A 22,596-nucleotide genomic window follows, 5' to 3' on the forward strand; every position below is an offset into this window, starting at 1 on the left:
TTGATTTTGTGAAAAGCAAGCGCTTACATACAGGCTATTTTATTAAAAAACACAAGCTCAAGATCCTCTTGTTCCTTTGTGTATTCCTGGTCTGGCTCTTTTGTTTACCCAAACCCTTGTTCCATGATCCAACGGCCACTGTAATAGAAAGTTCAGAAGGGGTGATGCTGGGCGCACGGATCGCAAAGGACGGCCAGTGGCGATTCCCAAAAATGGACTCAGTTCCCTATCGCTTTGAGCAAGCCATCCTTCTCTTTGAAGATGAATATTTCTATCAGCATCCCGGTTTCAATCCTGTTGCTATGGCGAAAGCGTTTTGGCAAAATCTCACTACCAACAACCGTAGGGGAGGCAGTACGATCACCCAGCAGGTTATTAGACTGTCGCGAAAGAACACACAAAGAAGTTACACCGAAAAATTCATCGAGATCGTTCAATCCACCCGCTTGGAGGCCGGTTATTCCAAGATAGAAATATTGAATCTCTATGCTTCACATGCACCTTTCGGCGGAAATGTGGTAGGGTTGGAAACAGCCTCGTGGCGCTATTTTGGCATCCCTTCTCATTCGCTAAGTTGGGGACAAGCTTCGGCCTTAGCCGTTCTACCCAATGCCCCGTCACTTATCTTCCCGGGAAAGAATGAAGTCTTGTTGCGCAAGAAAAGGGATCGTCTATTACTGAAATTATTTCAGAAAGAGATCATAGATCAAACCACCTACGAGTTAGCATTGGAAGAATCCCTTCCCGGAAAACCTTTCCTCCTTCCGGAAATCGCACCTCATCTTACAGAACGACTTCGGAAAGAGAATCCCGGAGAACTTGTTACAACCACGCTTTCATATTCCCTTCAGCGCAAAGCGAATCGAATTGCACAAGAACATCATTATACGCTATCACAAAATCAAATTCACAATCTGGCCATCCTCATTCTGGATGTGAATACAAAGGAGGTATTAGCGTATGTAGGGAATGCTCCCACATCTTTGGAGCATCATAATTATGTGGACATTATTGATAAAAACCGAAGCACGGGGAGTGTATTAAAGCCTTTTTTGTATGCTGCTTTGCTAGATGCCGGCGAAATGCTACCAAATACAATGGTCGCAGATATTCCCACCACCGTTAATGGGTATAATCCCGAAAATTTCGACAAGAAATTTCACGGTGCCATACCTGCTTCTGAAGCTTTATCCCGATCGTTGAACGTCCCGGCAGTGAGAATGCTTCGGGAGTTTGGATTGGAACGTTTTCACAGACAACTCAAGAAAATTCAATTCAATGGTATCGATCGTCCTGCCAATTTTTATGGCTTGTCTCTCATTTTAGGAGGGGCCGAAAGCTCCTTGTGGGAGATCACCAATGCGTATGCCGGCATGGCTTCCACCCTTTTGTATTTCAACCAAAGCTCCAGTGAATACCGAGCCGGAGAATTCTCTAAACCTATCTATATAAAGGGGGGTATGATTCCCTTCGGAAAAAAACAGGCGAAACCTCACGTTTTTGACGCAGGCGCCATTTACCATACTCTTAAAACACTCCAGGGGGTCAATCGTCCGGAAGGTGAGATCAATTGGAATTTCTTTAGTAACTCACAGCCAATCGCATGGAAAACCGGAACGAGCTTTGGTTTTAAGGATGCCTGGGCCGTGGGGGTGACGTCCCGATACGCAATCGGGATTTGGGTGGGAAATGCCGACGGGGAAGGGCGCCCGGGACTCACGGGAATTCAAGCGGCAGCACCTGTTCTGTTTGATGTATTGAATGTCCTTCCCTCTAGCAATGATTTTACGGTGCCCTACGATGCGCTCATCGAAGTTTCGGTGTGTGAAAAAAGCGGGCATCTAGCAGGGTTCTACTGTGACGTGGTTCAAAAAGAATGGATCCCACAGGCGGGATTGCGTACCCAAAGTTGTAGTTACCATCAACAGGTTTTTTTAAATGCTTCGGAAAATTTACAGGTTAATACATCGTGTTATGCGCTAGAAGACATGGTTCAGAAGAACTGGTTCGTGCTGCCACCGCTTATGGAGTATTACTACGCCCCGTTGCATCCCGAATACCGGCCTCTGCCCTCTTTCACCGAAAACTGTATACAAGAAGGAGAAAAAACCATGGATTTTATTTTTCCGAAGAAAAATGAAGCGGTTCTCCTTCCTAAAGGATTTGATGAAAAAGTGAACGAAGTGATCTTTAAGTTGGCACATCGTATCCCCGATTCTGTGGTATACTGGTATCTTGACAATTCGTATATAGGGGCTACCACTACCTTTCACGAATTGGCCGTAGCACCCACGCCCGGCACCTACATGCTCACAGCAACCGATCAAGACGGAAACACCGTTAGACAGCAAATTGAAATTCATAGCGCCCCGCTCTAACGCAGCGGAAAACCTTTGGCCGCCCACCAAGGACGCACCTCGATAACAAGTCTCCCTGCTCTTACCATTGGATCCATATTGGCAAGACTATCGGCCATCTTCAAGGTTGGTACATTGTAAATCGTGATGCCCCGCACCTCTCCGTCATCCCCAAAAGGGCCGGAAATATCGGCATAGCCTTCTTCGTACATACGCCCCAAATGTGCAAGATGCAAGGCCTGTAGGCTGTCGGATTCTGCTTTGTTCTGTGAACGGTTGGGCCCCCGTTTTAGGAAAGCGATAAAATACTGTTGCATTAAGGTTGTATCTCCCGTTTTCGCATCTATATAATCGAACACCTGATACCCCCGGGTCGTTAATTCCTTTTTGACTGCTGCAACCGATCTTTGGTTTTCGGTTGCGACAGTATCTGCTGAAACTTTATGGAGTGTGTTCGCCTTTTTTGAAGGATCAAACTCTTGTTTACAGGCTGTAAATAAAAGTATCACAGTGCTTGGTATAAGAATAAAGAATCGTCTCACTATTTCCAGAATTTAAAAGGTTTCAAACTTAGTTGTGAATTGTAGTATTGAATTTTACCGCTTACTTCTGCCCCTAACCAATCAGGTCTTGCAAACGTTTCGTCTTCACTTTCTAACTCGATCTCGGCAATGGACAATCCTTCGTTCGCTCCCAGGAATTCGTCCACTTCAAAGATATGGGCTCCAACCTTCACCTCGAAACGGATCTTTTCAATAATAGAGGGCTCGCACAGCGTGAGCAAATGTTGTGCGTCTGGCAGGGAAATCTCGGTTTCCCATTCGGATCTTATGGTACCCGCTGCATTCGATCTGCCTTTAACAGTAAGAAAGGCAAGTGGTCCTTTGATGCGCACCCGAACCGTTCGATCGGGGTGTGTGTTCAAAAATCCCTGGACAATTCGCTCTTTGCGAAAGGCTTCTTTCTTATAAGCTTCCGAAGTGACCAAAAATTTACGTTCGATCTCAACCATTGGCAATTTCCTTGATTCTTTCGGAGGTGATGCGTGTTTCGGCAGCTTCACTCTTGGAAAGGCGCTGCATGGCCTTTGCAATAGTTTCGGGCTGTATTATTTTGTATTTCTTCGGAATTAAGAATCCAAAGGTTCCCATAAAAAATTGAGCCATTCGTTCTCCCGTACGTTTTTCATCACGATCCCCACCAATTAGGGATGGCTGAAGCACGTAGGTGTTGGGAATTCCTTTAGACAATACATCTCGTTCCATTTCGCCTTTTGTTCTGTTATAAAAAACACTGCTTTTCACATCGGCACCCATAGCGGAGATCACTACAAAGGTATCGATACCATTCTCTTTTGCCAGCTTCGCAGCGGTGACCGGAATTCCGTGATCGATCTTTCTGTAGGTCTCTTTATCGGGTGTGTTGGCCTGGGTAGTCCCTATACAGCAAAAAACCACATCTCCAGTAAAAGAATCGCTATGCTCCTCGAGGTTGAACATATCGACAAGGTGCTCTTCAATTTTAGGGTCCTTGTGCACAACGGGGCTTCTTGAAAAGAGCTTCACTTGATTAAAGGTGTCGTCTTTCAGAAGGAAATCCAATAAGATACCTCCCGTTAATCCGGTAGCCCCTAAGAGAATAGCAGTTTTTGACATTAACTGATCGTTTGAGAATTGTATCTCACTAAGATATTATAATTTTATGGGATGGAGATGGTGCTTCCCATACGAAAAATTATTCATGTAGATATGGATGCGTTCTACGCCAGTGTAGAACAACTGGATCGGCCTGAGCTGCGAGGAAAACCTATTGCTGTTGGCGGCAGTTCGAAACGTGGCGTTGTGAGCGCAGCCAGTTACGAAGCAAGAAAATACGGTGTTCGTAGTGCCATGAGCAGTGTGTTGGCGCAAAAATTATGTCCCGAACTTATTTTTGTAAGATCTAATTTTGAACGGTATCACGAAGTCTCAAAGATCATTCGCAGTATCTTCTTGGAATATACAGATCTAGTAGAACCGCTATCGCTCGATGAAGCGTATCTGGACGTAACAGAAAACAAGAGAGGAAATCCCAGTGCTACGCTCATTGCGCAGGAAATTAGGGAGAAGATCAAGCAGAAAACAGGGTTGAATGCCTCGGCCGGGATATCGATCAATAAATTTATCGCCAAGGTCGCCAGTGATATCAACAAGCCCAACGGACAAAAAACGATCCCTCCGGAAGAGGTTGTTCCTTTCCTGGAACAATTGGATGTCAAAAAATTCTACGGGGTGGGAAAAGTAACGAAAGAGAAGATGTATCGCTTGGGCATTTTCACGGGAAAGGACCTTAAAAGTAAGTCGGTGGAATACTTGGAAGAACATTTCGGGAAGAGCGGGAACTACTATTACAATGTTTCAAGGGGCATCCATAAAAGCAAAGTAAAGCCCGAACACACTCGAAAATCGTTGGCGGCAGAGCGTACCTTTCATGAGAATATCTCTTCGGAAGTCTTTATGCTGGAGCGCCTGGAAGAGATCGCAGCAGAAGTGGAACGGCGGTTGCGCAAGAGTAAAGTGGCAGGAAAGACGATAACATTAAAAATAAAGTACAGTGATTTTACACTCCAAACACGAAGTAAAACGCTCCCGCTTTATATTTCGAGTCAATCCCTTATCATGGAGACTGTTAAAGATTTGTTATTCCAAGAAAAAATGAAAGAATCGGTACGTTTGTTGGGTATATCCTTGTCGAACCTCAACAACGAGGAGAAAAAATCTTCGAAGGTTCCTGTTGAAAAGACCATTGATGTACAATTAAAATTAGCATTCTAGATGAGACAAGGACTACTTAATATTTAATAGTAACGAAACCCACAGAATTATGAAAAAAGTAGCATTTCCCATCGTTGCGTTGGTCCTTACCTTCGCCTTCTTCGCCTGCAAGAACGAAACAAAATCTGAAACAGAAGCCCTTCCGGAAGATCTTGCTGTCGCTGAAGCTTCAGAAGAGACAAGTCCCGAATACCTTTATGTTACCGCTTCCAGCGGACTTACCCTTAGACAGCACAATAATCTAAACAGTGAGAAACTTGCTGTCATGCCTTACGGGACCAAGGTGAAAATTATTTCCGAAGAAAAAGAAACGACCATGACCGTAGGAGGTATTAAAGGCGGTATGCATGAAGTAGAATACAATCAGCATTCCGGTTATGCCTTTAACGGCTACTTGTCCCGTTTTTTTCCTCCCGACGAGGACATGAAGCCCAAAGCCTACGCCGAAGCATTGAAAGAACAATTTCCTAAGGTTTCCTTTTCTGAAACCACCGGAGGTACGGCTAGCAATCCTTCAAATACAGCCAGCTTGCTCCTTCCTACCACACAGTGGCACGAGGCGTTCTATATTGCTAAACAGTTGTTCGAGATCCCAACTGAGTTCGCGTTTCCGGAGCCGAAAGGCAGCAACGAAGAGGTCGTCAAAGAGACCAAACCCAAAAGTGGGGTATGGACCAGTCAACTTCTCGTGAACAGAGAAAATGACCAGCTGGAAAAAATTATCTATAGCTATCGCACCGAAGGGTTTGGGTATACGGTAACCATTTCCCAAGAAGGAGATGCAATGAAGTTAGAGCGAACAGATGTAGCGGATTAAGCTACTTCACCTGCGACACCCGCAGTGTATTGACCATTCCTTTTTCAACAATGGGCATGGCTGCAAGATTGATCAAATAATCGCCTTTGGAAACGAAACCGCTTTCAAAGGCGATCCTGTTTACGTCGTCTACAGTTTCGTCGGTGCTTACAAACTTGTCGTAGTAAAAGGCCTTTACTCCCCACAAGAGATTGAGTCTGGAAAGGATACGTCGGTTGGACGTATAGACCAGAATATGCGCCGCGGGTCGCCAAGCCGATATCTGAAAGGCTGTATACCCGCTGTTGGTCAAAGTACAAATGGCTCGTGCCTGTATCTCATTGGCCATAAGAGCAGCATGATAACAAATAGATTTTGTGATGTACCTGTTGGTCCTTACGTGGGGTGGTTCTTGGGGTACCCGTATTAAAGGCGAGTTCTCCACGTTCTTCAAAATGTTGGACATGGTCTTGATCACTTCCACCGGATAACGTCCAATGGAGGTTTCGCCGCTAAGCATCACGGCATCGGCCCCATCCATTACCGAGTTGGCAACATCGTTCACTTCGGCGCGGGTAGGTGTCAAGGAGGTGATCATGGTCTCCATCATTTGGGTAGCGATGATCACGGGGATACGAGCCCTTTTTGCGGTAAGTACCAGTTCTTTTTGGATAAGCGGCACTTCTTCGGCAGGGACTTCCACGCCCAAGTCACCACGAGCCACCATGATACCATCGCAATAAGCGACGATCTTATCTATGTTCTCCACAGCTTCCGGTTTCTCGATCTTAGCGATAATGGGTATTTTATACTCACTGTGTGCTTCGATAAGCGCTTGTAGTTCTTTAAGGTCGTCTGCACTTCGCACAAAAGACAACGCCAACCAATCTACCTGTTGGGAGATCGCGAAAATGGCGTCCTTTTTATCCTTTGCAGTAAGCGCCGGCAGGGACAGTTTAGTATTGGGCAGATTAACTCCCTTTTTCGATTGCAGCGGGCCTCCTTGTATCACCACCACTTTCACCTCATCTTTTTTATTTGTTTCTAGGATCTCGAAGATAAGCTTCCCGTCATCCAGTAAGACACGCTCTCCCGGATTGACATCTTTAGGGAAATCGTCATAGTTCATATAGACCTTGGAGCGTGTTCCTTCAAATTCCTTTCCTGTACAAAAGAAGAGCTCGTCTCCCGGTTCTACCACAACCTCCTCCTTCATGGTGCCAATTCGAAGTTTGGGACCTTGAAGATCGGCTAGAATGGCCGGTGAGATCTTCAGCTCCTTCCCCAGCTCACGAATGGTCTTGATCGTGTTCTTAACATTGTCATAATCGGCGTGGGAAAAGTTCACACGGAACACGTTCGTTCCGGCCAAGATCATGTTCTTTAACACTTCTTTACTGCTTGATGCCGGGCCAAGGGTTGCGACAATTTTTGTTTTCTTCTCTGTAGGCATTAGTCGAATATTAAGTTTCGTTTGGATTTCACCGAGTCCACATCTACGGGATAGGCTGAAATCACTTGTTTTATTTCATTGATATCTGAAATGAGTTTCCGAAGCGGAATTAATTCGAAATCGGAAATGATCTTCAGAAAATAATCTACCTTTTTAAATTCAGGGATTAAACGGGTTGTCACTGTTTCCGAAGCATTTTCGGTAAACAACCCTCCCGAGCTGTGCACATTAGCTACCACCGAACGACATTTATTGGCGACCAGATCGTAGGTAGTATACTGCTCTTCATTGTCATAAATAAATCGCGGGAAGGATACTTCAAGTCCGTTATTCGAAAATTCGAGATCGCGGTTGTTCCTTTGTAATTTGAGACCCACAAATTGATTGATCAAATAGGCCACCTTATAGGCTTCTTCACTGCAGTGAATGGCCAATAAGGAATAGGTTTCCTTAAAATCATCTTCGAGAACCAGTTTGTGATGTACCATAGCTGTGCGAGCTATAAAAGTACGGTATCTGCAGCGTATTCAAAAAGATTATTCCCGCTGGCGGTCAATTTTTTTCTGAAGTTTAAAATAGGCGCGTTTTGCGGCGCGTTCTTCGGCCTTCTTTTTGGAAGTTGCCCTGGCTTTTGAAACGACCTCATCCTCCAGAAGCAGTTTTACTGCAAAGTGCTTTAATGCATCCTTCCCAGTATCTTCGTAGATCGAAAATTTGAAACGTTTTTTGTTTTTTTGGCACCACTCGATGAACAAACTTTTATAGCTTATTACTTTCCCTTCCAGCTTTTCAATATCCACATACGGTTTGATCACCCGTTTGTTGATGAACTTTTCACAGTAGGGATATCCCCTGTCGAGGTAGATGGCACCTATAAGTGCTTCAAATACGTTCCCGTGTATATTTCCTCCAAATTGTTGTGTAGGTATGGTGGTCTTTACAAATTTAATAAGATTAAGGTCCCGGCCCAGTTCATTTAAATGTTCACGGCTTACCACCTTGGAGCGCATTTTGGTTAAATATCCTTCGTTCCCGCCCGGCACTTTTTTGAAGAGATGTGAAGCGATCACCGCTCCTAACATGGCATCGCCTAAAAACTCAAGTCGTTCATAATTTTGGGAGTGACCATCACTGTTCTTTTCGTTGGTAGAGCGATGGGTAAAGGCTTCTTTATAGATGTTGATATCTCTGGGTTTGAACCCTAGAATTTTTTTTATGGCATAAAAAAAATCCCCGTGCTTTTCGACACGAGAATTAAATATGTTCTTTATTGAGGCCATGGAGGGAAATTAGGCATCCATTTTCTTAAAGAGGACGCAAGCATTATGCCCTCCAAATCCGAAGGTATTACTCATGGCCACTTTAATCTCTCTCTTTTGAGCTGTGTTTAGCGTTAGATTCAATGAAGGGTCAATAGATTCGTCGACGGTAGTATGATTGATGGTAGGAGGAACCAAACTATGTTTCATGGCCAGGATGGATGCGATCGCTTCAATAGCCCCCGCTGCTCCTAGCAAATGACCTGTCATAGACTTTGTAGAATTGATATTGATGGTCTTTGCGTGATCGCCAAACACCTTACTTATCGCTATCAACTCGGCTACATCACCTAAAGGAGTAGAAGTTCCATGAGTATTGATAGTATCAACATCTTCCGGCTTCATTCCGGCGTCATTAAGACAATTAAGCATTACACGCTCAACCCCAATTCCATCGGGATGCGGTGCCGTCATGTGATAGGCATCACTGGACATTCCTCCGCCAACCACTTCGGCATAGATTTTCGCCCCACGCTTTTTTGCGTGTTCATATTCTTCAAGGATAAGTGCTCCTGCTCCTTCCCCCAGTACAAATCCGTCGCGGGTAGCGTCGAAAGGTCTTGAGGCTGTTTCGGGGCTTTCATTTCTTGTAGATAGTGCATGCATGGCATTGAAGCCACCCATTCCTGCCGGTGTTACCGCTGCTTCGCTTCCGCCCGTGACAATGATATCACAATGTCCTAACCGAATATAGTTAAGTGCATCGATCATGGCATTGGCAGAAGAAGCACAGGCAGAGACCGTGGTGTAGTTAGGTCCCATAAAACCGTGTTTGATCGAAATATTACCGGGAGCAATATCGGCGATCATTTTAGGAATGAAAAAGGGGTTGAAACGTGGCGTTCCATCCCCTTCTGCAAAATTTATTACTTCATCTTGAAAGGTTTTCAAACCTCCAATTCCCGCTCCCCAGATCACTCCTACACGAAATTTATCTACCATATCGAGGTTAATTCCTGCGTCAACGATAGCTTCATCGGATGAGATGAGTGCGTATTGGGCGAAACGGTCTAATTTTCGGGCTTCCTTCCTGTCAAAATGATCCTCTGGATTGTAATCTTTGATTTCACAAGCGAATTTTGTTTTGAATTTTTCAATATCAAAATACGTTATAGGCGCACAGCCACTCTTCCCATTTTTCAATCCGTCCCAATATTCAGATATATTGTTTCCAATAGGGGTAAGGGCTCCAAGACCAGTAACTACAACTCGCTTTAATTCCATAGAAGAAGTTTTTTATTTCGCTTCTTCGATATATGAAATTGCTTGACCTACTGTGGCAATGTTCTCAGCTTGATCGTCTGGGATTTGAATATCGAATTCTTTTTCAAATTCCATTATAAGCTCAACCGTGTCTAAAGAGTCGGCTCCTAAATCGTTTGTGAAACTCGCTTCGTTCACAACTTCATTTTCGTCAACACCTAATTTGTCCACGATAATCGCTTTTACTCTTGATGCAATGTCTGACATAATTCTTGTTTTTTAAATTTAATTATAAGTGGCAAAAATAAAATTTTTTAATTTAAAACACTATTTAATACCTAAAATGTATCACCAAATTAAACAATTTTGGGCGAAGTAAAACCCTATTACCTTACTTTTGTTATTTATTAGATTAATTACTTCTTTAAACGTCCAAAGAAACTTTTCATGAAGAAGCGCATTGTAATTTTTGCTTCAGGTAAGGGTACCAATACTCAAAACATAATTCAGTACTTCCGGCAAGGAGAAGTCGCCGAGGTTGTTCTTGTCCTCTCAAACAAGAAGGATGCCAAGGTCTTGGAACTGACTAAAGAGTTGAATGTCAAAAACTTATTTTTCAGTAAAGCCTCTCTTCTTTCTGAAGACGGAGTGCTTCAAACCTTAAAGGAACTGCAACCTCACCTTATTGTACTTGCGGGTTTTTTATGGAAGTTTCCGGAACACATTCTGAAGGAATTTCCGCACAAAGTGATCAATATCCATCCGGCGCTCCTGCCCAACTATGGCGGAAAAGGAATGTATGGGAAATATGTTCATGAAGCCGTGGTAGCCAATAAAGAGGCTGTTACAGGCATCACGATACATTATGTGAACGAACAGTACGATGAAGGCGCTGTCATCTTTCAGAAAAGCGTGGCCCTTTCAAAAGAAGACAATCCGGAAACTGTCGCCAAAAAAGTACAGCAACTGGAGCGTGTTCATTTCCCTCAAGTGATCGAAGGCCTGTTACTGAACCCCCAGACCCCTCCACTCCCTCATTCTCCTCCAAAACATGGCTAAAAAGACTCAAAAATACTATGTGGTGTGGTATGGGAATCCTGCAGGGATCTACAACAGTTGGACAGCATGCAAGCGCGCTATCGAAGGAGTAAAAGGTGCTCAGTATAAATCCTTCTCTACACTGGCAGAAGCAAAAATTGCCTTCGATAAAGAATACGCCGACTATAAAGGAAAAACAGCCCGAAAGAAAACCCTCAGCCCCGTGGAACGCGCAAGGATCGGAGATCCCAATTTATATTCTATTGCTGTGGACGCGGCTTCTAGTGGCAATCCAGGAAAAATGGAATACCGCGGTGTAGATACACAAACGCGCAAGCAATTGTTTCATCAGGGGCCGTTTCAGCAGGGAACCAATAACATTGGAGAATTTCTTGCGATCGTACACGGACTCGCTTTTCTGAAACAAAAAAAGAGCGACCGAATGATCTACACAGATTCGCGCATTGCCATGGGATGGGTGAAACGTAAAAAGTGCAATACCAAGCTGAAACAAACTGCAAAGAATGCTTATTTGTTTGAGCTTGTCTCTCGAGCCGAACAATGGTTAAAGAATAATTCGTACAGCACGAAGATCGTGAAATGGGAAACCAAAGCCTGGGGGGAAATCCCTGCCGATTTTGGGAGAAAGTAATCCGCTGTAACCGTTAGTTTTTCTGTAGACAAAACTGTATCTTTGCACCTTCTTTTAAAAGCTGTGTATGAGTAGTCTTGTTATCGTTGGAACCGTAGCGTTCGACGCCATTGAAACCCCTTTTGGAAAAACAGATAAAATTTTAGGAGGAGCTGCCACCTATATAGGATTAGCCGCGTCTCAATTTGGTGTGGACGGAGCCATCGTATCTGTTGTGGGCGGAGACTTTCCGCAGGAATACATCGATTTACTTTCAAACCACGGCATGGATGTTTCGGGGCTGGAGGTTGTGGAAGAAGGAAAGACCTTTTTCTGGAGCGGGAAATACCGCAATGATATGAACTCCCGGGATACCTTGGTAACAGAGTTGAATGTATTGGCAGATTTCAACCCCAATGTTCCTTCAGACTACAGGGATGCAGAGGTTGTAATGTTAGGAAACCTACATCCGTTAGTTCAGTTGAGTGTTATCGACCAAATGAACAATCCGAAGCTTGTGGTGTTAGACACTATGAATTTTTGGATGGATAACACCTTGGAGGAATTACTGCAAGTGATTGCCAAAGTAGATGTTATCACTATTAATGATGAAGAAGCGCGACAGCTTACCGGAGAATATTCATTGGTGGTCGCTGCACAAAAGATCATGGCCATGGGACCAAAATATGTGGTAATCAAGAAAGGAGAACACGGCGCATTGTTGTTTCATAAGGACGATGTGTTCTTTGCGCCCGCCCTGCCTTTAGAAGAAGTTTTCGATCCTACAGGAGCCGGCGACACTTTTGCGGGAGGGTTTTCGGGCTATTTGGCGAAAACCGGGGATTACAGCTACGAGAATATGAAGACAGCCATTATCTATGGTTCGGCTTTGGCTTCTTTTTGTGTGGAGAAATTTGGGGCAGAACGTATGATCGACCTTCCGAAGAAAGAAGTACACCAGCGCATCCAACAGTTTAAAAGTTTAACACAATTCGATATACAACTCACATAACAAGCTGCCCTGAAATTACAGGGCTTTTTTTGTAGCTTTACTACTAATACCGGGAACACACTATGAGCGACGCTTTAAAACATGAATGTGGAATTGCACTGGTTCGACTCCTTAAGCCGTTAGAATACTATAAGGAAAAGTACGGAACGGCCTTCTATGGTGTCAACAAGATGTATTTGATGATGGAGAAGCAGCACAATCGCGGGCAGGATGGTGCCGGTTTTGCGAGCATCAAACTGGATGTAAATCCCGGAGAGCGATACATTAGCAGAGTACGTTCAAATGCGGCACAGCCCATTCAGGATATATTTGCCCAAATCAACGAGCGTATCAATTTAGAGTTTAAAATGCATCCCGAATTCAAAGAAGATGTTGCAGCACAGAAAAAACACATTCCTTATATCGGAGAGCTTTTTTTAGGACACGTGCGTTATGGAACCTTCGGAATTAACAGCGTTGAGAACGTTCATCCTTTTTTAAGACAGAACAATTGGATGCACCGGAATCTTATTATTGCCGGTAACTTCAACATGACGAACACCACCGAACTTTTCGACAACCTCATCAAGTTAGGAATGCATCCCAAGGAAAAGGCAGATACGGTGACGGTCATGGAAAAAATAGGTCATTTCCTGGACGATGCAGTTCGGAAATTGTACAAAAAAGCAAAGGCGAAGGGAATGACCAAGATCGAGGCCTCTCCTTATATTGCTGAACATTTGAACCTTACAAAGATTCTCCGGAAATCGGCTAAAAACTGGGATGGAGGTTATGCCATGGCCGGGTTATTGGGTCACGGTGATTCGTTCGTTTTACGCGATCCGGCCGGAATTCGACCCGCTTATTATTACAAGGACGATGAAGTGATCGTGGTGGCTTCAGAAAGACCCGCCATTCAAACCGTGTTCAACGTTCCATTCGAGTCTATTAATGAAATTGAACCCGGCAACGCACTTATCATAAAAAAGGACGGTAGTTTTTCTACTTCAGAAATATTAGCTCCTTTGGAGCGCAAATCCTGCTCCTTCGAGCGTATTTATTTTTCCCGCGGAAGTGATGCAGAGATCTATCAAGAGCGGAAGGAACTAGGACGCCTCGTTATGCCTAAAGTATTGGAGGCCATTAATTACGATACCGAAAACTCTGTGTTTTCCTTTATTCCGAATACAGCTGAAACATCATTCTACGGTATGTTGGATGCTGCACAGAACGAGCTGAACAAACAAAAGAATGAAGCTATCCTACGCGAGGAAGGTCATCTGTCTACCGCCCGTTTGGAACAGATTCAGGCCCATAAAATCCGTACCGAAAAGATCGCGATCAAGGATGTAAAGCTGCGTACTTTCATTACAGACGACAGTAGCAGGGACGATCTGGTGGCGCATGTGTATGATGTTACCTACGGCGTTGTGAAACCTACCGATAATTTGGTGATCATTGACGATAGTATTGTTAGAGGGACTACCTTAAAGAAGAGTATTCTTAAGATGCTGGACCGCTTGAATCCGAAACAAATTGTTGTTGTGTCTTCGGCTCCCCAGATACGCTATCCGGATTGCTACGGTATTGATATGGCTCGTTTGGAGCATCTTGTCGCTTTTAATGCCGCACTCGAGCTACATAAGGATCGTGGTACTTTTAAAATTGTAGAAGAGATTTACTACAAGTGCAAAGCACAACTGGAACTTCAGGACACCGAAGTGATCAATCACGTGAAAGAGCTCTACGCCCCGTTTAGTGATGAAGAGATATCGGACAAGATCGCTGAGATCATTAGCGATGCAACCATTAATGCAAAGGTGAAACTTATCTTCCAATCGGTAAGCGACCTTCATGAGGCGTGTCCTAAAAACCTTGGAGATTGGTATTTTACGGGTGATTACCCTACTCCCGGCGGAAATCGGGTCGTCAATAAAGCTTACATTAATTTTTATGAAGGGAACCCTGAGCGTGCCTATTAGGCTAAAATTTGCAGAAAAACCTCACAAAAGTTGCCGTTAATCGAATATAAAAATCACTTTATCCAAAAGTAGGAAAAATCTGTATTTAGTAGTTTTATTTGTCCTATATTTGACCCATACCATAGCATAAGTAGGTTAAGTTCATGGTAAGATTTGGGGCAAAAAGGTAAACTTCGGTTTACCTTTTTATTTTTATCCAAATCGCAACGGGGTGGCGAGCTATCTCACGGTTCATATTAGAACTTTCTTGTCAGTGCGAGCCGGTTACAATTTCAATTACTTCGGGGTACCTTTCTCATACAACTAACCTTTATCTCACAACAGTTGCATTGCGCTATCCCACGGTTCATATTAGAACTTTCTTGTCAGTGCGAGCCGGTTACAATTTCAATTACTTCGGAGTACCTTTCTCATACAACTAACCTTTATCTCACAACAGTTGCATTGCGCTATCCCACGGTTCATATTAGAACTTTCTTGTCAGTGCGAGCCGGTTACAATTTCAATTACTTCGGAGTAGCTTTCTCATACAACTAAACTTTATCTTACAACAGTTGCGTTGCGCTATCCCACGGTTCATATTAGAACTTTCTTGTCAGTGCGAGCCGGTTACAATTTCAATTACTTCGGGGTACCTTTCTCATACAACTAAACTTTATCTTACAACAGTTGCATTGCGCTACCCCACGGTTCATATTAGAACTTCTTTGTTAGTGCGAGCCGGTTACAATTTCAATTACTTCGGGGTATATATGCGCTATATTAGATATACCGGAAATACTTTTAAAAGCGATAGCACTATGACCGTTGATCACCAATCATTCATTAAAATGTATACGAAGCTGCCTATTATCCTAGCAACTTTATAGGACTTATCACACAAGAGGGTGCTGTTCAACGAAAATATTTGCTCTTAATCTAAAAGTTGAATTTGTCAATCAAATTATCCTATATATTTGACCCATACCATAGCATAAGTAGGTTAAGTTCATGGTAGATTTGGGGCAAAAAAAGGTAAACACTTGTTTACCTTTTTTTATGCCCCAAATCCAGATAGTTATCGGGAGGGGTAACGAGCCAATTCTTTTTTGTAATTTTTCATTATACTAAAAAGAATGGCGAGTTGTTTATAACCTCAAAACTGCTTGTGGGAAGCCTAAACTGATATCTCAACCCTTTTTAATTTGGAACGTCTTCGTTTCTATTATTCTTTAAAGAATTAACGTAATAAAAAAAGCCGCTTTCCTTTGGCAAAGCGGCTTTATATATATGGAGCGGGTGTTCTATTTATTCTTCTTGTATCGTGAACCCACTTCTTCCCAATTGATCAAGTTAAAGAAAGCTTCTACGTAATCTGGGCGTCTGTTCTGATAATTTAAATAATAGGCATGCTCCCACACATCCAGTCCCAATATAGGTGTTCCTCCACATCCTATGCCGGGCATCAATGGGTTGTCTTGATTTGGAGTAGAACATACTTCTACTTTCCCTCCTTTATGAACACACAACCAAGCCCATCCGGATCCGAATTGTGTCTTCGCTGCCGTTGCAAATTTTTCTTTGAAGTCCTCGAAACTTCCATAAGCGCTGTTAATGGCTGTTGCCAATTCTCCAGAGGGGCTTCCTCCTCCGTTAGGAGACATCACTTCCCAAAACAAACTGTGATTGTAATAGCCGCCGCCGTTATTCCGTACAGCCTTATTTTCCATGTCTAGGTTGATCAAAATATTTTCGATCGTCTTACCTTCCATGTCTGTTCCGTCAATGGCATCATTTAACTTGTCAGTATAGCCTTGGTGGTGTTTCCCATGATGTATTTTCATGGTTTTTTCGTCTATATGTGGCTCAAGTGCATCATGAGCATATGGTAATTTTGGTAATTCGAAAGACATAATAGTTTCTTTTTTTGGTTCTTACTTAACTAACTACCTCAAAAGTACGGATTAAAAAAACGGAAAAGTGTTATAGATTTTATAAGATTTTTATTTCAGTATAGATTCTATCGATAGCAGCATTCGTATCGACTGGCTTTTTAATATCTTCGTGGAAAAGACATCTATTGCAAGACCATTCATTCACTATTTACGATGCTTCTGCCGGAAGTGGTAAAACCTTTACTCTGGTCAAGGAGTATTTGAAAAAACTCCTTTTGTCGCAGAACGAAGGTTACTATGCGCATTTGCTTGCCATTACCTTTACAAACAAGGCCGTGGCCGAAATGAAAGAACGCATCATTGATAATTTGATCGTTTTCGCCGCTTCGGAAGCGGTTACTTCACCTTCTGCCATGTTATTGCAACTTGCGAATGAAACAGGCCTCAGTATCGTTGAACTAAACCGCCGCGCTTCGAACATCCTTACGCATCTCTTGCACCACTACGCCGGTTTTAATGTGGTGACCATCGACCGTTTCAACCATCAGTTACTGCGAACGTTTGCTCGTGACCTGAAGCTTCCTCAAAATTTTGAAGTAAGTCTCGAGGTAGGACAACTTCTTTCCGAAGCTGTGGACCAGCTTATCACCAAGGCCGGAAAAGATGCGCTCATCACCCGTGTACTACTCGACTTCGCTTTAGAAAAAATAGACGATGACAAGTCCTGGGATATTGCGAAGGATATTGCCCTCGCTTCACAAGTTATTGTCAACGAAAATGATGCGCCTCATGTGGCAAAACTTAAAGATAAGTCACTTACAGACTTTAATGAATTTAAAAAGCGATTGCTCGCCCAACAACACAAAGTGGAATCGGCTTTAGTGGAGACGGCTTCGGAAATTTTACAGCTTATTGAAGAAAGCGGATTGCAATTTGATGATTTTAGCAGGTCTTATCTGCCTAAACATTTTCAGAAACTGGCAAATAGTGACACCTCGGTTTCATGGGGTACAAAATGGCAGGAAGAATTAGGGGAAAAGCCGTTATACCCCACAAGGGTCATAAAGGATTCGCCGGAAATTATTCCCGTGATAGAAGCTATTGCTCCAAAAATTATCGAATCATTTGAGCTCACAAAACAACAGGTACATACGTATCTGGCATTGAGCAATATCCTTCAAAACATCACCCCTTTATCGGTTATAAACTTGGTGAATCAAGAACTGGCCGCTATTAAAGAAGAGAGAGGCCTGCTTCTTATTTCTGAGTTCAATTCTTTAATTCATAATGAGATAAAAGATCAGCCGGCTCCTTTTATCTATGAGCGTTTAGGAGAAAAGTACAGACACTTCTTTATTGATGAGTTTCAGGATACTTCTTCGATGCAATGGCAAAACCTAATTCCATTGATCGATAATGCCTTATCACAACAAAATTCTGAAGAAACACAGGGTACTTTAATGCTGGTGGGTGATGCAAAACAATCCATATACAGATGGCGGGGAGGCCTTCCCGAACAATTCATTGATCTGTATAATAATGAAAATCCGTTTGCCGGAGGTTTAAAAAATGTCCTGTCGTTGGATACCAACTACCGAAGCTGCTCCAATATTATAGCTTTTAATAATGCCTTCTTTAGTTTTATAGCTGAGTTTCTGGGAGAACCTTCCTATGCCGGATTATACCGCCAAGGGAATAAGCAAAAGTATACGCGTAAAGACGGCGGACTTATACAATTTGAATTTATTGAAGCCGAAAACAAAGAAGAAGAACACGAATTGTACGGTCGTAAGGTTTTTGAAACCATACAACAGGTGCTTGGCAACGGTTTTGCTAAAGAGGAGATCTGCGTTCTCACCCGCACCCGTAAAGAGGGTGTTGCCGTGGCTGCCTATTTAATGGAACGGGATATTCCTGTGATCTCTTCGGAAACATTATTGCTGGCGACTTCCCCTGTTGTTCAATGTCTAGTGAATACGTTAACCATGCATCAGCATCCTGCCAATGAAGAGGCAAAGGTGGCTTTACTTAATTTCTTATACGGGCATTTTAAGATTTCTGAAGAAAAACACCGCTTTTTCAGGTCACTTCTAAAACTCGACACCTATTCGTTTGAGCAGAAACTCGCTACTTATGGGATCTTCTTCAGTTTTGAGGCGATCACTTCCTTATCCTTGTATGAATCCTGCGAATACATCATCAAAAATTTTGAACTGGCAACCGAAGACAACGGCTATCTTTTTGGCTTTATGGACCTCATTTTTGAATTTCAGCAACAACCACAGGCCGGGAAAGCGTCTTTTTTATCGTTTTGGGACTCTAAAAAGGAAACTGCCGGACTGCCTGCAAGTAGCGGCGTACAGGCAGTTCAGGTCATGACCATTCACAAATCGAAAGGACTGGAATTTCCGGTAGTGATTTTTCCCTATGCCGATGTTGATCTTTATGCAGAACAAAACGCAAAAGCGTGGTATCCATGGGAAGACCAACAGTTTGACGAGGTCTATATCAATTTCAAAAAAGAAGTTGCCTCCTACTCCAATGACGGAGCCGAGTTGTATGAAGAACGGCGGAACACGCTAGAGTTAGACAATATTAATTTGCTTTACGTCACGCTTACCCGAGCCATAGAACAATTATACGTCTTCGCTACAGCTCCTTCGGCTATGAAAGAGGAAGGCCCTACAAAATTCAATCAATTATTTGCTGCATTTCTGAAAGCGCATCATGGCTACAGTGACTCTTCTGCAATCGTGACCATTGGATCTCCAAAAAGATCCGTTGCCGCCACTATACCCCCTTCCGAAAAACCGGTAAAAGCATCCTACCCCGTTCATTTTCCCGAAGAGCATGACCTCGTTGTTGTTTCGCGTGATGCAAGCTTATGGGGTACCGATGCAGCTTCTGCACTCTTTTCAGGAAATTTATTACACGATACTATGGCACAGATCAAAACTCAAGAAGATGTTGCGATGGTGTTCGAGGAAATGAGACATCGGTCTGTCGTTCCATCAGCACAAATAGATCTTCTCCTAGAGCAGGTGACAGCCATTGTTGGTCATCCACAACTTGAGCATCTGTTTGCTGCCGGCAATGGACGAGTGGTAACCGAAAGAGAGATCATTACTCAAACGGGTGAACTGGTGCGTCCGGACCGGTTGAACATATACTCAAATCAATCGGTAAGTCTTGTAGATTACAAAACGGGTACACCTCTTGAATCGCACGAATATCAGTTGCTGAACTATGCTTCGGCTTTGGAAGCAATGCAATTTAAGGTTACTGAAAAGTTGCTGGTTTATGCTTCAGAAACAGAGATACTCGTAAATAAACTTTAACTTTGTACTACCAAAAAACAATGCATTATGTACGGAAAAATCAAAGACCATTTAAATAAAGAATTACAAGAGATTAAAGACAACGGTCTTTATAAGAAGGAGCGTATTATCACTTCACCTCAAGATGCAGTAATTACAATTAGCACCGGCGAGGAAGTGATCAATTTTTGTGCAAACAACTATTTGGGTCTATCGTCTCATAAAGACGTGATCCAGGCAGCGAAAGATACTCTGGATTCGCATGGTTTCGGGATGTCCTCTGTTCGTTTTATATGCGGGACACAAGACATCCATAAGGACTTGGAACAAAAGATCGCCGATTTTTATCAAACCGAAGATACCATTTTATACGCTGCTGCCTTTGATGCCAATGGTGGGGTTTTTGAACCGCTTCTAGGTCCCGAAGATGCGATCATATCAGATTCACTGAACCACGCATCTATTATAGATGGGGTGCGACTGTGTAAAGCCGCCCGATATCGATATGAGAATAACAATATGGAGGATTTAGAGCAACAATTGATCGATGCCAATAAAAAAGGAGCGCGGTTTAAGATTATTGTTACCGACGGTGTGTTCTCTATGGATGGCCTGGTAGCGCCTTTGGACAAGATCTGTGATCTTGCAGAAAAATACGATGCCATGGTGATGATCGATGAGTGTCATGCTGCAGGCTTTATTGGGGAAACCGGCAGGGGCACCCTTGAAGAAAAAGGTGTGATGGGCAGGATCGATATTATTACAGGAACTCTTGGAAAAGCCTTAGGAGGAGCTATGGGAGGTTATACAACGGGCAAAAAAGAGATTATTGAGATCCTAAGGCAACGTTCACGACCCTATTTATTCTCCAATTCTTTGGCTCCTGCAATTGTGGGTGCATCAATTAAGGTATTCGACATGCTGGCGAATGACACAAGCCTTAGGGACCAACTGGCAGAAAATACTGCTTACTTTAAAAAAGGCATGAAAGATGCCGGTTTTGATATCATAGACGGTGATTCGGCAATCGTTCCTGTAATGTTGTACGATGCACAACTTTCTCAAAATATGGCAGATATGCTTTTGCAGGAAGGAATCTATGTAATAGGCTTCTTCTATCCCGTGGTTCCCAAAGGAAAAGCACGTATACGCGTGCAACTTTCCGCAGCACATACAAAAGAACACTTAGACAAGGCGATAAAGGCATTCAAAAAAGTGGGAAGAGAACTGGAAATAATTAAAGGCTAACGCCCTTTTTTTGCGCTCCTAAAGCATTGTATTTGTGAAAATTTTAATAGATTTGCTTTTGTTTATAAGTTTTAACAACTTACTTTTGCTCTAATTAACACTTAAAAATTAAACAATCGAATATGAAACATCTTAACACTTTTTTTGTTGCTACTCTCCTGTTACTAGGAGTTGGGTTAGCAAACGCACAAGACGAAAACAATCCTTGGGCAGTAGAAGTTGGTGTAAACGCTGTTGATGTTTACCCAGTTGGTATTGACGACAAAGGAAGGCTTCCATCAATGATCAACGGAATGGCCGTAAAAGGAGAACTCTTTGATGAGTACTTTAACGTAAACGACCACTGGAGCATCTTGCCTTCTGTTTCCAGAGTATCTATTGGTAGATACATTGGAGGTGGATTTACCTTCACTGCTGCTGGAGCAATTAACAAAATTGACAAGATCGGTGACGTACGCGTTGACGATTTAACGTATTACTCTGCCGACGGTGAGATCAAGTACAGTCTTAGAGACTTGATCAACGGCGAAGGTGGATGGTTTGATCCATCTATCGGTGTTGGTGGTGGTTATACTTGGGTAGACGATATTGGATTTGGTACTGCAAATGGTATTGCCAGCGTCCGTCTTTGGGTTGCTGAAAACATTGCATTGAACTTCCAGTCTACGTATAAGTATGCATTCGAAGATACCTATGGTATCCAGCATTTCCAGCACTCTGCTGGTATCATGTTCAAATTCGGTGGAAAAGATACCGATGGTGACGGAATCTACGATCAAGATGATGAGTGTCCTGAAACTCCTGGTTTACCAGAATTCAACGGATGTCCTGATACCGACGGTGACGGCATTGAAGATAGAAATGACGCATGTCCTAACACTCCTGGTTTAGCAGAGTTCAACGGATGTCCTGATACTGACGGTGACGGAATCCCAGATCCTCAAGATGCATGTCCTACTGTTCCCGGTATCGCTGCCTTAAATGGTTGTCCAGATGCTGACGGTGATGGTATCACTGATGCTGAGGATGAGTGTCCTAACGAAGCTGGACCAAAAGCTAACAACGGATGTCCTTACCAAGACAGAGATGGTGACGGTGTACTTGACAAAGACGACCAGTGTCCTGATGTTCCTGGAACTGTAGCTAACAACGGTTGTCCTGAAGTTACTGTAGAAGTAATTGAGCAATTGAATGAGTATTCTAAAACGATCTTGTTTGATTACGACAAAGCGACCATCCGTCAAGAGTCTTACTCTGCACTTCAGAGCATTGCAGACGTAATGAAGGAATACCCGAACACAGTATTCCACATTGAAGGTCACACAGACAGTAGAGGTTCTGATGCTTATAACATGAAGCTTTCTAAAGAAAGAGCATCTTCAGTTATGACATACTTAACCACTATTGGTATGCCAGCCAACAGATTGACTTCTGAAGGTTACGGTGAAGAAAGACCAGTTGCTACAAACAATACAGCAGCCGGAAGACAGCAAAACAGACGTGTTGAGATTTCTTTGAACAAGTAAGAAAACACGCTAATTAAATACTGAAGAAACGCCTCCTTTTACGGAGGC

19 protein-coding genes are annotated in these 22,596 nt (G+C 43.1%); 10 read left to right on the forward strand and 9 right to left on the reverse strand.

What is annotated here, in order from left to right; all coding sequences use genetic code 11:
* Positions 1–8: 8 nt before the first annotated feature.
* Positions 9–2,378: a penicillin-binding protein 1C gene (gene pbpC / locus JS40_RS08730; protein ID WP_152558160.1), complete on the forward strand. Its 2,370-nt coding sequence runs from the start codon at positions 9–11 to the stop codon at positions 2,376–2,378.
* Here pbpC and JS40_RS08735 read toward each other — a convergent pair.
* Genes JS40_RS08735 through JS40_RS08745 form a run of 3 tightly spaced genes read right to left on the reverse strand, consistent with a single transcriptional unit; the run spans position 2,375 to position 4,012 of the window.
* A complete protein-coding gene (locus JS40_RS08735; protein WP_084677469.1) occupies positions 2,375–2,899 on the reverse strand; it encodes a YciI family protein in 525 nt (174 codons plus the stop codon). The two genes, pbpC and JS40_RS08735, sit on opposite strands and share 4 nt — an antisense overlap.
* Positions 2,899–3,369 (reverse strand): CYTH domain-containing protein, encoded by a 471-nt coding sequence (locus JS40_RS08740; RefSeq protein WP_034259970.1) that lies wholly within the window; start codon positions 3,367–3,369, stop codon positions 2,899–2,901. Before JS40_RS08740 ends, JS40_RS08735 begins: the two co-directional genes overlap by 1 nt.
* Positions 3,362–4,012 carry an NAD(P)H-binding protein gene (locus JS40_RS08745; RefSeq protein WP_034259973.1) on the reverse strand — a complete coding sequence of 217 codons (651 nt, stop codon included), beginning with the start codon at positions 4,010–4,012 and terminating at the stop codon, positions 3,362–3,364. The genes JS40_RS08740 and JS40_RS08745 overlap by 8 nt, the downstream gene beginning before the upstream one ends.
* A 51-nt stretch (positions 4,013–4,063) precedes the next feature.
* Here JS40_RS08745 and dinB point away from each other — a divergent pair, with 51 nt between their 5' ends.
* Positions 4,064–5,170 carry a DNA polymerase IV gene (gene dinB / locus JS40_RS08750; RefSeq protein WP_034259975.1) on the forward strand — a complete coding sequence of 369 codons (1,107 nt, stop codon included), beginning with the start codon at positions 4,064–4,066 and terminating at the stop codon, positions 5,168–5,170.
* A gap of 49 nt (positions 5,171–5,219) precedes the next feature.
* Positions 5,220–5,987, forward strand: coding sequence for an SH3 domain-containing protein (locus tag JS40_RS08755; RefSeq protein ID WP_034259977.1), 768 nt, complete (start codon positions 5,220–5,222; stop codon positions 5,985–5,987).
* A 1-nt stretch (position 5,988) separates the two neighbouring features.
* On the opposite strand, the gene pyk is transcribed toward JS40_RS08755, so the two are convergent.
* From pyk to JS40_RS08780, 5 genes are read right to left on the reverse strand one after another with little or no spacing between them, the layout of a single operon-like run.
* Complete coding sequence (gene pyk, locus JS40_RS08760) at positions 5,989–7,419, reverse strand: pyruvate kinase (protein ID WP_034259980.1); 1,431 nt, start codon at positions 7,417–7,419, stop codon at positions 5,989–5,991.
* Positions 7,419–7,907, reverse strand: a complete 489-nt coding sequence (locus JS40_RS08765; RefSeq protein WP_034259983.1) for an IPExxxVDY family protein — start codon at positions 7,905–7,907, stop codon at positions 7,419–7,421. Before JS40_RS08765 ends, pyk begins: the two co-directional genes overlap by 1 nt.
* Positions 7,908–7,955: 48 nt before the next feature.
* On the reverse strand, positions 7,956–8,699 hold the full coding sequence (gene rnc, locus JS40_RS08770; RefSeq protein ID WP_034259986.1) for a ribonuclease III: 744 nt from the start codon (positions 8,697–8,699) through the stop codon (positions 7,956–7,958).
* Between the two features lie 9 nt (positions 8,700–8,708).
* Positions 8,709–9,962, reverse strand: coding sequence for a beta-ketoacyl-ACP synthase II (gene fabF, locus JS40_RS08775; RefSeq protein WP_034259989.1), 1,254 nt, complete (start codon positions 9,960–9,962; stop codon positions 8,709–8,711).
* A gap of 12 nt (positions 9,963–9,974) precedes the next feature.
* The gene (locus JS40_RS08780; RefSeq protein ID WP_034259990.1) at positions 9,975–10,208 is read right to left on the reverse strand and encodes an acyl carrier protein; all 234 of its coding nucleotides are present in this window, start codon (positions 10,206–10,208) and stop codon (positions 9,975–9,977) included.
* 180 nt (positions 10,209–10,388) lie between these two features.
* Between JS40_RS08780 and purN the strand changes: the two genes are divergently transcribed.
* The 4 genes from purN to JS40_RS08800 all read left to right on the forward strand — a co-directional run bounded on the left by purN (position 10,389) and on the right by JS40_RS08800 (position 14,583).
* Positions 10,389–11,000: a phosphoribosylglycinamide formyltransferase gene (purN, locus tag JS40_RS08785; protein ID WP_051957541.1), complete on the forward strand. Its 612-nt coding sequence runs from the start codon at positions 10,389–10,391 to the stop codon at positions 10,998–11,000.
* On the forward strand, positions 10,993–11,631 hold the full coding sequence (locus JS40_RS08790; RefSeq protein WP_034259992.1) for a ribonuclease H1 domain-containing protein: 639 nt from the start codon (positions 10,993–10,995) through the stop codon (positions 11,629–11,631). The genes purN and JS40_RS08790 overlap by 8 nt, the downstream gene beginning before the upstream one ends.
* A 67-nt stretch (positions 11,632–11,698) precedes the next feature.
* On the forward strand, positions 11,699–12,622 hold the full coding sequence (locus tag JS40_RS08795; protein ID WP_034259994.1) for a PfkB family carbohydrate kinase: 924 nt from the start codon (positions 11,699–11,701) through the stop codon (positions 12,620–12,622).
* A 62-nt stretch (positions 12,623–12,684) separates the two neighbouring features.
* The gene (locus JS40_RS08800; RefSeq protein ID WP_034259996.1) at positions 12,685–14,583 is read left to right on the forward strand and encodes an amidophosphoribosyltransferase; all 1,899 of its coding nucleotides are present in this window, start codon (positions 12,685–12,687) and stop codon (positions 14,581–14,583) included.
* Between the two features lie 1,283 nt (positions 14,584–15,866).
* Here the strand turns inward: JS40_RS08800 and JS40_RS08805 are convergent.
* Entirely contained in the window at positions 15,867–16,475 is a 609-nt protein-coding gene (locus JS40_RS08805) for a superoxide dismutase (protein ID WP_034259998.1), read from the reverse strand.
* Between the two features lie 167 nt (positions 16,476–16,642).
* On the opposite strand from JS40_RS08805, the gene JS40_RS08810 reads away from it, so the two are divergent.
* The 3 genes from JS40_RS08810 to JS40_RS08820 all read left to right on the forward strand — a co-directional run bounded on the left by JS40_RS08810 (position 16,643) and on the right by JS40_RS08820 (position 22,548).
* On the forward strand, positions 16,643–19,795 hold the full coding sequence (locus tag JS40_RS08810; protein WP_051957542.1) for a UvrD-helicase domain-containing protein: 3,153 nt from the start codon (positions 16,643–16,645) through the stop codon (positions 19,793–19,795).
* A gap of 27 nt (positions 19,796–19,822) precedes the next feature.
* Positions 19,823–21,022 carry a glycine C-acetyltransferase gene (gene kbl, locus JS40_RS08815; protein WP_034260001.1) on the forward strand — a complete coding sequence of 400 codons (1,200 nt, stop codon included), beginning with the start codon at positions 19,823–19,825 and terminating at the stop codon, positions 21,020–21,022.
* 122 nt (positions 21,023–21,144) lie between these two features.
* Positions 21,145–22,548 carry an OmpA family protein gene (locus JS40_RS08820; protein WP_034260003.1) on the forward strand — a complete coding sequence of 468 codons (1,404 nt, stop codon included), beginning with the start codon at positions 21,145–21,147 and terminating at the stop codon, positions 22,546–22,548.
* Positions 22,549–22,596 lie beyond the last annotated feature (48 nt).

It is taken from the genome of Altibacter lentus, assembly GCF_000746845.1.
Classification (GTDB): Bacteria; Bacteroidota; Bacteroidia; order Flavobacteriales; family Flavobacteriaceae; genus Altibacter; species Altibacter lentus.